This window comes from Oleiphilus sp. HI0067, assembly GCF_001635735.1.
This window is the reverse complement of record NZ_LWFI01000139.1, coordinates 1-994: the sequence shown is the minus strand read 5'-3', so window position 1 is coordinate 994 and position 994 is coordinate 1. Positions and strand designations below refer to the sequence as shown.

At 46.7% G+C, this 994-nt stretch carries 1 protein-coding gene; it reads left to right on the top strand.

The window, feature by feature from the left end; translation table 11 throughout:
* On the top strand, nucleotides 1–686 hold a 686-nt coding region (gene dnaJ / locus A3739_RS01900; protein WP_156502252.1), incomplete at its 5' end, for a molecular chaperone DnaJ.
* Nucleotides 687–994 lie beyond the last annotated feature (308 nt).

Sequence of the window (994 nt, the reverse complement as noted above, 5' to 3'; positions counted from 1 at the left end):
AAGGCTCTGGTGCGAAAAAAGGCACGCAGCCTGAGACCTGTGGTACTTGTCATGGTCAGGGTCAAGTGCGTATGCAGCAAGGCTTTTTCAGCGTTCAGCAAACCTGCCCAACGTGTCATGGTCGCGGGCAAATTATTAAAGATCCTTGTCGTGCTTGTCATGGCACAGGCGTGCAAGAAGAGAATAAAACGCTTTCAGTGAAAGTGCCAGCGGGCGTTGATACGGGTGATCGTATTCGTTTGGCTGGAGAGGGTGAAGCGGGTGCAATGGGTGGCCCAGCCGGAGATCTTTATGTTCAGGTTTCGGTTAAAGAGCATCCTATTTTTGTTCGTGACGGTGCAAACTTGTATTGTGATGTGCCAATCAGTGTCGTGGATGCAGCGTTGGGTGGTGAGCTGGAAGTGCCAACACTTGATGGCCGCGTCAAACTGAAAATCCCTGCTGAAACGCAAAGCGGTAAGATGTTCCGTTTACGCGGTAAGGGTGTGAAGCCTGTTCGTGGTGGAGCTGTTGGAGATTTGATGTGTCGTGTCGCGGTAGAAACGCCAGTAAATCTGACTAAAAAGCAAAAAGAGTTGTTGAAAGAGTTTCAAGAGACTCTTGAAAGTGGGTCGAAGAAACATGCGCCCCAGAAGCATTCTTGGTTTGAGGGGGTTAAAAGCTTCTTTGACGACATGAAGCTTTAGTGCAGGACTGCATGCTATTTTCACCTCAAGCTTTGTTAACAGTGTACTCAAATGCTCACTTACTTCGTGTAAGCTCAGCTTTTCCGTGCACTTTCGCCTCGCTTGATGCAAAAATATCTATCCAGTAGGTGTGTGCCGAGTTTTTACTGTATAGAGTTTGGTTAGTAATTAAGCTATTTATAATTCCCGCCTTTGAGCGGGAATTTTTCATTTAAAAAAGAGGGTAAAGCAATGGTACGCATTGCAGTAACAGGTGCGATTGGCCGCATGGGTAAAATGTTGATTGAAGCTGTTCATCAATCAGCAGA